The 9,489-nt window shown below is 26.6% G+C and carries 8 protein-coding genes; all 8 read left to right on the forward strand.

Features of this window, described 5'->3' with window-relative positions:
* Position 1: 1 nt before the first annotated feature.
* Genes ABGF48_RS06865 through clpX form a run of 8 tightly spaced genes read left to right on the forward strand, consistent with a single transcriptional unit; the run spans position 2 to position 9,355 of the window.
* Positions 2 to 1,363, forward strand: coding sequence for a hypothetical protein (locus ABGF48_RS06865; protein ID WP_408105597.1), 1,362 nt, complete (start codon positions 2 to 4; stop codon positions 1,361 to 1,363).
* 34 nt (positions 1,364 to 1,397) lie between these two features.
* The gene (rsmI, locus tag ABGF48_RS06870) at positions 1,398 to 2,204 is read left to right on the forward strand and encodes a 16S rRNA (cytidine(1402)-2'-O)-methyltransferase (RefSeq protein ID WP_408105598.1); all 807 of its coding nucleotides are present in this window, start codon (positions 1,398 to 1,400) and stop codon (positions 2,202 to 2,204) included.
* Positions 2,205 to 2,259: 55 nt separating this feature from the next.
* On the forward strand, positions 2,260 to 3,603 hold the full coding sequence (gene glmM / locus ABGF48_RS06875) for a phosphoglucosamine mutase (protein WP_408105599.1): 1,344 nt from the start codon (positions 2,260 to 2,262) through the stop codon (positions 3,601 to 3,603).
* A gap of 16 nt (positions 3,604 to 3,619) precedes the next feature.
* Positions 3,620 to 4,453 carry a DegV family protein gene (locus ABGF48_RS06880; RefSeq protein ID WP_408105600.1) on the forward strand — a complete coding sequence of 278 codons (834 nt, stop codon included), beginning with the start codon at positions 3,620 to 3,622 and terminating at the stop codon, positions 4,451 to 4,453.
* A 2-nt stretch (positions 4,454 to 4,455) separates the two neighbouring features.
* Complete coding sequence (locus ABGF48_RS06885; RefSeq protein WP_408105601.1) at positions 4,456 to 6,138, forward strand: ABC transporter substrate-binding protein; 1,683 nt, start codon at positions 4,456 to 4,458, stop codon at positions 6,136 to 6,138.
* 58 nt (positions 6,139 to 6,196) lie between these two features.
* Entirely contained in the window at positions 6,197 to 7,519 is a 1,323-nt protein-coding gene (gene tig, locus ABGF48_RS06890) for a trigger factor (protein WP_408105602.1), read from the forward strand.
* Between the two features lie 31 nt (positions 7,520 to 7,550).
* Positions 7,551 to 8,141, forward strand: a complete 591-nt coding sequence (gene clpP / locus ABGF48_RS06895; RefSeq protein WP_408105603.1) for an ATP-dependent Clp endopeptidase proteolytic subunit ClpP — start codon at positions 7,551 to 7,553, stop codon at positions 8,139 to 8,141.
* Complete coding sequence (gene clpX / locus ABGF48_RS06900; protein WP_408105604.1) at positions 8,141 to 9,355, forward strand: ATP-dependent Clp protease ATP-binding subunit ClpX; 1,215 nt, start codon at positions 8,141 to 8,143, stop codon at positions 9,353 to 9,355. Before clpP ends, clpX begins: the two co-directional genes overlap by 1 nt.
* Positions 9,356 to 9,489 lie beyond the last annotated feature (134 nt).

Genomic DNA, 9,489 nt, shown 5'->3' on the forward strand with positions numbered 1-9,489 from the left:
TATGAGATTTAGTAAAAGAGCAATATCTTTATCAATATTTTTTATGATTTTTATGATATTTCCAATTAGTATTGTTACGGCAAATTCGACTTATAAAGTTAATGAAGAAATTTCATTTGGTCGTACTTATGAATTTGAAGAACCGGTAAACGGGAGTATTGTTATATCTGGGGCAGCAGAGGATGTTATAACTATTGGAAATCAAGAAAAAAAAGTATTTGAAAATAATATATCTATAGTATCTAAATTTACTCCAGATAAAATAGGTATCTATAAATTAAATATAGAAGTTAATGTTGTTTCCACAAAAGGTCAGGATTTAAGTAAAAATGATACCGTATATTTTGTAGTTACAAATGATGGGAAAGATATGACTGATGAAGAAATAGATTCATTTATTTCAAATAATAGCTTAAACAATCAAGAACTTGCTAAAGAATATACAAATATTCCATATTTAAAATCTATCAAAATAAAAAATGGTAAATTATTAGAGCCGGTAACAAAGGATAGAACGGAATATAATATTGAAGTATTTGATAATTCACAAAGGATAGAGTTTGATTTAGAGACTGGTGATGAAAAGACAAAAGTGGATGGAAATTTAGTTGTAAATCCTAATAATCAAAGCATAAATATAATAGTGGTATATAATAATACTACTAATTCTTTATATACTTTTAAGTGGAAAAAGCCAAAGGTTAGTATATTTAAGTTTAGGGATGAAAATGGATTAAATAAAGAATTAGTATATGATTATGTAAATAGAAAAGAATATAAAAATCTTAATTCTAAAGATATAGAATTAAAAGGGAAGAAATTTAAGGTGTTTGAAGATGAAATAGGTAACTTACTTATACCATTAAGAGAAAAAAATTCATCAGGGTTACCAGATTTATATAAATTTACTGGTGATGGAAAAATTGTTCAAAAATTAAATAACTTTATTAGTATTAATTCTCAAACTTTTAGACAAGGTAATTTTAAAAGAATATTTAATGAAGATCAGGTTTTGTTTAATTTGGAAGAAGTTGAAATAAAAGATCTAAATTATGCGAAAGGATATAAGATAAATAGAACGGGATATGAAAATCAATATTTAGTAAATTTAACAGATCCAAATGGAAAATCAAGTTGGTATCAGTATGATGCTACACCAAGTATAAAACAATTAATAAAATTAGATTTTCCGGAAAATGTATTTGAAGATACTTTGGCTAGATTTTTTGGTATAAAATTAAATAATAACTATTCTAAATATAGTTATTCATTTTATGATATAGGACTTATGGCAATAGCTTTTGTAGCTTTTGTTGTCCTAATAATTGGAAATATTTTGTTAAATAGAAAAAATAAAAAATGAAAGAGCTATAGGCTCTTTTTTATTAGGAGATAAAATGATATTTTTTGTTCCTACACCAATAGGAAATCTTGAAGATATAACGCTTAGATCACTTCGAGTTTTAGAAGAAGTGGACTATATAGCTTGTGAAGATACAAGGACGACTAAAAAATTATTAGATCATTATGACATTCATAAAAAATTAATTTCTTATCATAAGTTTAATGAAAAAGAAAGAATTGAAGAATTAACAAATTTAGCGTTAGATAATGATATTGCAGTAGTTTCTGATGCTGGTATGCCAGGGATATCAGATCCTGGTAATATTTTAATAAATGCTTTAATTGAAAGAAATGTAAAATATACAGTTTTACCTGGACCTACTGCTTTTACTACAGCTTTAGTTATGAGTGGTTTTAAGAGTATGGATTTTGAATTTTTGGGATTTATTCCAAGTAAAAATTCTGAAAAAAATAAATTTTTTAATAATATTTTAGAAAAAAAACATACATTAATATTTTATGAAACACCTCATAGAATTTTAGATACTTTAGAGGAATTATCAAAAATTATTCCTGAAAGAAAAGTTGCAGTAGCAAGGGAAATATCTAAGATATACGAAGAGGTAAAGATATTTTTGGCGAAAGATTATGATTCAGTAAAGATTGTTGAAAAGGGAGAATTTGTTGTATTAATTGATTCGGATGATACGATTGAAGAAATAGATGATGATTTTATTATTCAAAAAATAAATGAATTATGCGCTCAAGGTGAAACAAAAAAAACTGCTGTTAAATTGGTTTCTAAAAAATATAATGTAAATAAAAATAGAGTATATGAATTATCATTACTACATAATTAAAACATTTTTGTTTATTATGCTATAATTAAGATAAATAAAAACTAGGAGAAAAGATATGAAATATTTTGGAACAGATGGATTTAGGGGAGAAGCAAATATTGATCTAAATGTAAATCATGCTTTTAAAATAGGTAGATTTTTAGGAAATTACTTTAAAAAACAAAACAAAGATTCTAAAATTGTTATCGGGAAGGATACAAGACGTTCAAGTTATATGTTTGAATCAGCTTTAGCAGCTGGGATAACATCTAGTGGTAGTGATGCATATTTACTTCATGTAACTACTACACCAAGTGTTTCTTACATAACTAGAACAGAAGATTTTGATTGTGGAATTATGATATCTGCAAGCCATAACCCATATTATGACAATGGTATAAAACTAATAGGTGGAGATGGATATAAACTAGAAGGCGACATTTTAGAAGAAATAGAAGAATATATAGATTCTATTGAAGATAGCATTCCACTTGCAAAAGGTGAAGAAATAGGAAGAACTGTAGATTATCTTGTGGGAAGAAATAGATACATTGCATATCTATCTACAGTTGTTACTAAATCATTTAAGGGTGTTAAAGTATTAGTAGACGCTTCAAATGGTGCAGCTTATCAAATATCAAAGAATGTTTTCGATATTTTAGGGGCAGATGTTGACATGATAAATGATAGACCTGATGGTTACAATATTAATAAGGATGCAGGTTCAACTCATATTGAAAATTTAGCTAAAAAAGTAGTTGAAGGAAAATATGATTTAGGTATTGCATATGATGGAGACGCTGATAGATGTTTAGCTGTGGATGAAAATGGAAATATTATTTCAGGTGATCATATAATGTATATATTTGGCAAATATTTAAAAGATAACGGCGAACTAAATAAAAATATAGTTGTAACTACTGTTATGTCAAATTTAGGATTATATAAAACTTTGGAATCTCAAAATATAGAATATATTCAAACTCCCGTTGGTGATAAATATGTATCAGAAGAAATAAGACAAAACGGTTATAGTGTTGGTGGTGAACAGTCAGGACACATAATTCTTTCAAAATATGCAACTACAGGAGATGGTATTTTAACTTCCTTAAAATTGATTGAAATTATGGTGAAATTAAAATCAACTTTATCATTATTAGTAAAGGAATTAAAAATTTATCCTCAAGTATTAGAAAATTTAAGAATTACGGATAAAAATATTGTTTTAAATGATGAAGATGTTAAAAAATCAATAAAGGAAGTTGAAGAAACATTAAAAGATTCTGGAAGAATATTAGTTAGAGCATCTGGGACAGAACCTCTTATAAGAGTAATGATTGAAGCAGAAACAGATGAAATTTGTAAAGAAAATGTTAATAAAGTTGTTAAAGTTATAAAAGAAAAAGGTTACTTAAAATAAAGTTTTTGGAGGTTCGATGAAAAAATTAATAGTTTCTGATTATTGTGCAGAGATAAATGAGAAAATGGAAAAACAACAAAATATTAAAAGAGTTCCATTTTTTATAGATATAGAAGATAAAAGTATTATTGCTGATGATAGAGCTAATATAGACGAATTAATTGAATTGATGAATAACTCAAAGGAAGTTGTAAAAACTGCAGCTCCTACACCTGAATATTTTTATGAAGCAGCTAAAGGATATGATGAAGTATACTTTGTAACAATTTCTTCTAAATTATCTGCAACATACAACAGTGCAACAATCGCTAAAACAATGTTGGAAGATGAAAATCCAAATGCTAAAATTCATGTTTTTGATTCAAAATCAGCTGCATGTGGAGAAACACAAGTTATTAATGCTATACAAGAACAGCTGAATTTAAGTAAAACATTTGAACAAGTTGTTGATAATGTTACAACAAAAATTGAAAAATTAAATACAATATTTGTTTTAGAAAATTTAGATAATTTAATAAAAAACGGAAGAATGTCAAAAGTTGCAGGTATGATAGCATCTGCGTTGAAAATTTATCCTGTATGTGTAGGTGTTGATGGTGTTATAGAAGTAAAGCATAAACCAAGAGGAATAAAATCAGCGTTAACTAAAATGGTTAGTACAATTGGGGAATTGACTGATACTTATAGTGATAAAATTTTATATATTACACACATTAGAAATGAAGAAAGAGCTAAAAAAATTAAGGAAATGTCTGAAGAAGTTTATGACTTTAAATCTATAGAGATATTAGAGGGAACAGCATTATCTACGACTTATGCTAATAAAAATGGAATAATTTTGGCGTTTTAATTATGGATAAGAAAAAGAAAATAGAAATAATATTACTTTTTATTATAGCTATTTTTTTCTTTATCTTAATTATTCTTCCCAAGAAAAGAGTTGAAATTTCGTTAAATGATAAATATAATAAATATATTGTAAATCCAAGAAAAAAATCAGATCAAGATATTTTAAAAGTAGGAGTACCTACAAGAGAAAAACCTTTAAATGTTTTTGATGACGGAGATGGTACAGTATCATTGTTATCTAGATTGATTCATCCTTCTCTTTTATATAAGGATAAAAATGATAAAGCAAAACTTGAAATAGCAGAAGAATATTGGTATGAGGATTTAGGAAAGACTATTTCCGTTAAATTAAAAAAAGATTATAAATTTTCAAATGGGGAATTTTTAACTGCTAAAAATGTATATAATACATATTTGGTGCTTGCTGATCCATCATATTCGGGAAAATATGTTAATTATGTCGATAATCTAAAGGGCTATTTTGACTATAAATTGAAAGTGACAGATAAGTTAGAAGGTATAGAAATATTAGGAGATTATTTTATAAAATTTCATTTTAATGATGCAAGTTTTTCAAATATTTATTCCTTAATGTTCCCAATTGTTAATATAAAAAATACGGATTTTAAGTATAATGATTTAGCAAAGGTAAAATTTGTTGATTTAATCAATGGTGCAGGACGATATAAAGTAGAAAATATATTAGATGAAAATATTAAATTAATTTTAAAAGATGATGTTAAAAATGAAGATATAAAAATAAGAAAAATAGAGATATCTTTTTTAGATTATCATGATGCATTACACAAATTTAAATCAGGAGATTTAGATATTTTGTACAAATATCCAAAAGAAAAATATTTTTATAGAGATTATAATGAAAGAACTAGACAATATGCAAATCATATAGATTTTCAATCAGTAATTTTCAATTACATAGGATTTAATCAAAAGAGTAAAATTTTTAAAAATGAAAACTTTAGACGTGCACTTAGAGATTCTATAGGAATAAAAGAAATTATTGAAGAAAAATACGGAAAAGATGTATATGATTTTCCAGAGATACCAGTTTATAAAAATTCGTGGTTTAACAGCGATAATTATAAATTTGATAAAAAGAATAAATTATCAGATGAATTGTCTAAATTTTATACCAAAAAAGATGGATACTTTTTAGACGAAAAAGGAGAAACGTTAAATATAAAATTGGCATATTTAGAACAAGATGAATTTGCTAATGATATAAAAGAATATCTAGAAAAAGAAATTGAAAATGAGGGTATAAAAGTAGATTTGAAACCTCTTTCACCTCAAGAAATGTATAAACATCTTAATGACGAGTATGAAGATTATGATATATATATTTCTCAAGGCAAGATGACCGAAATACCAGCATATCAATATGACGATAAAAATAAAGAAGTTCAAAAAGATAACATAAATACCTTGTTAGATAATTCTTTTTATTATATTTTAGAAAAGATTAGAGATGATGTATATAGTGAAGAACTTAATAGATTAACATATGAATGGAAAAAGAATTTTGATAAATCAACTCCATATATAGTTTTATCAACAGAAAATATTACATCTATAATAAATAAAAGAATAAAGGGTATCTATATAAACGAGTTTATTGGATTATCGGATATAGAAAATTTAAAAAATATAGAATTTACAGATTAATAATTTTTTATGCTATAATAATAAGGCTGAAAAAATATTAATTTTTAGGAGGAATGAAATGAGTAAATTAATATCCAAAGAAAATAATAAGGCTGTTTTTACAGAAACAGTAAAATTTGATGTATTTAAGGAAAAATTACAAGAAGCATATCAACAAAATAAATCAAGATTTAATATTCCAGGATTTAGAAAAGGAAAAGCACCAAGAAGAATTATTGAAATGAATTATGGTAAAGAAGTATTTTACAATGATGCATTAGATTTAATTTTACCTGATGCATATCAAAATGCACTTGAAGAATTAAAAATTACACCTGTTTCAAGACCACATGTTGATTTTAGTGAAATTGAAGAAGGAAAAGATATCGAATTAAAATTTGAAGTTGAAACATATCCAGAATTTGAATTAGCAGATTATACAAATCTTGAAGTTACAAAACAAGATACAGAAGTTAAAGAAGAATTAGTAGATGCTAGAATTCAAGATGAAATTCAAAAAAATGGAGTTGTAAAACCAGTTGAAAGAGAAATCCAAATTGGTGACTTAGTAAATATTGACTTTGAAGGATTTAAAGAAAATGTAGCTTTTGAAGGTGGAAAATCTGAAGGATATGATCTTAAAATTGGATCAAAATCATTCATCCCAGGATTTGAAGAAGGTTTAATTGGTAAAAAAGCAGGGGAAGAAGTAGATTTAAATTTAACATTCCCAGAAGAATACCAAGCAGAAGAGTTAAAAGGACAAGAAGTTTTATTCAAAGTAAAAGTTAATGAAGTAAAAGAAGAAGTATTTCCAGAATTAGATGATGATTTTGTAATGGATGTTTCAGAATTTGATACAGTTGATGAATACAAAGAATCAATTAGAAAAGAATTAAAAGAAAATTTAGAAAAAAATAATGAAATTGAATTAGAAAATCAAGTAATTGAAGAAGTAATAAGACGTACAGAAATTAATGTACCAAACCAAATGGTTGAAGATCAATTAAATGAAGAATATCATGAATATACTCATCAAATTAGCCATATGGGAATAGATATGAAGACATATTTCCAATTAACAGGTTCAAGCGAAGAACAAGTTAGAGAACAATTGAGAGAAAGAGCTGAAAATAAGGTAAAAATCGACTTAATCTTAGAAAAACTTGTAGAAGAAAAAGAATATTTTGTTTCTGACGATGAAGTAGAAAATGAATATAAAGATGTTGCAAAACAATATAACAAAGAAGATGATGCTGAATTTATTGAAAAAATGAAACAACAAGTATCACCAGAAAGAATTAAAGTAATTTTACAAAGAAGAAAAGCTGTTGATGAATTCAAACAAAATGTAGTTTTTGTTGACAAAAAAGAAGAAAAAGAAGAATCAGAAGAAAAATAGAATTTACATTCTGAAATAAAGGAGGAAATATATGCCATTAGTGCCAACAGTTATAGAAACAACCAATAGAGGTGAAAGAGCATACGATATATATTCTAGATTATTAAGAGAAAGAATAATTTTTGTATCAGGAGAAATAAACGATCAAATGGCAGATATTATAGTGGCACAATTGTTGTTATTAGAATTTGAAGATCCTGATAAAGATATACAATTGTATATTAATTCTCCAGGAGGATCTGTAACAGCAGGATTAGCTATTTATGATACAATGAATTATATTAAACCGGATGTTTCAACAATATGTATCGGTCAAGCTGCAAGTATGGGAGCTGTGTTATTAACAAGTGGAGCAAAAGGTAAAAGATTTTCATTACCAAATTCAAATATATTAATACATCAACCATTAGGAGGAGCTCAAGGTCAAGCTACAGAAATTAGTATCGTTGCAGAACAAATATTAAAAATTAGAGAAAGATTGAATAAAATCCTTTCAGATCAATCAGGACAAGATATTGATCAAATTAAATTAGATACTGAAAGAGATAAGTACATGACAGCACAAGAAGCATTAGAATATGGTCTAATAGACAAAGTGATTGAAAGTCATAAGGAGATTTAATGTCTGAATTTATAGAACTTGAATCTTATTGCTCTTTTTGCGGTAAATCATCAAATGATGTTAGATTAATTTCCGGACCGAATAATGTGTTTATATGTAATGAATGTGTAGATTTGTGTAAAGAAATTCTAACTGAAGAAAAAGAAGTTGTTGATGATATGGATTTTTCAAATCTACCTATACCACAAGAAATAAAGAAATATCTTGATGAATATGTTATAAAACAAGATAAGGCAAAAAAAACATTAGCAGTATCTGTTTATAATCATTACAAAAGAATAAAATATGCTAAAGAAACAGATACAGAGATTCAAAAATCAAATATTTGTCTTGTTGGTCCTACAGGATCAGGGAAGACATTGTTAGCTCAAACATTAGCTAAAGTTTTGGATGTACCATTTGCAATTGCAGATGCTACAAGTTTAACAGAAGCGGGTTATGTTGGTGAAGATGTTGAAAATGTTATACTTAAACTAGTTCAAGCAGCAAATTATGATGTTGAAAAAGCACAAAAAGGTATAATATATATCGACGAAATTGATAAGATAACAAGAAAATCTGAAAATGTTTCAATTACAAGAGATGTAAGTGGAGAGGGTGTACAGCAAGCTTTATTAAAATTAATAGAGGGGACAATAGCTAATGTGCCTCCAAAAGGTGGTAGAAAGCATCCTAATCAAGAATATATTCAAGTTGACACAAGTAATATTTTATTTATAGTCGGTGGAGCTTTTGAAGGCATTGAAAAGCTTATAGAAAATAGAACGGAAAAGAAATCAATAGGATTTGGAGCAGAATTAGGAAGTAAACATGAAGAAAATCTTGGAGAAAAATTGAAACATATTTTGCCACAAGATTTGATGAAGTATGGATTAATACCTGAATTTATAGGTCGTATTCCTATTATTGTAACACTTGAAGATTTGAATGAAGAAGCTCTAGTTAAAATACTTACAGAGCCTAAAAATGCCTTAATTAAACAATATCAAGAACTATTTAAGTTAGATGGAGTTGATTTAATTTTTGAAGATGGATCCATTGAAGAAATTGCAAAATTAGCTATAAAAAGAAATACAGGTGCAAGAGGACTAAGAGCCATACTAGAAGATAAGTTGTTGGACATAATGTTTGATATACCAAGCAATAAAGATATATCAAAGTGTATAGTTAGTGTCGAAACAATAAGAGACAATAAATCTCCACAGCTAGTATAGGGGCTTCTTAGCCCTTTTTTATTAAGACCAGCTATCAAATGTCAATAGATAAATGATTAATTGTTTGCAGTGCTCATAAAGTATAATTTTTTATCTAAAACCTGTCAAGGGAGAGCGCCTTGACAGAACTTAGA

The sequence above is a fragment of the Helcococcus bovis genome, from assembly GCF_046035835.1.
In the GTDB taxonomy this organism is placed as follows: Bacteria; Bacillota; Clostridia; order Tissierellales; family Peptoniphilaceae; genus Helcococcus; species Helcococcus bovis.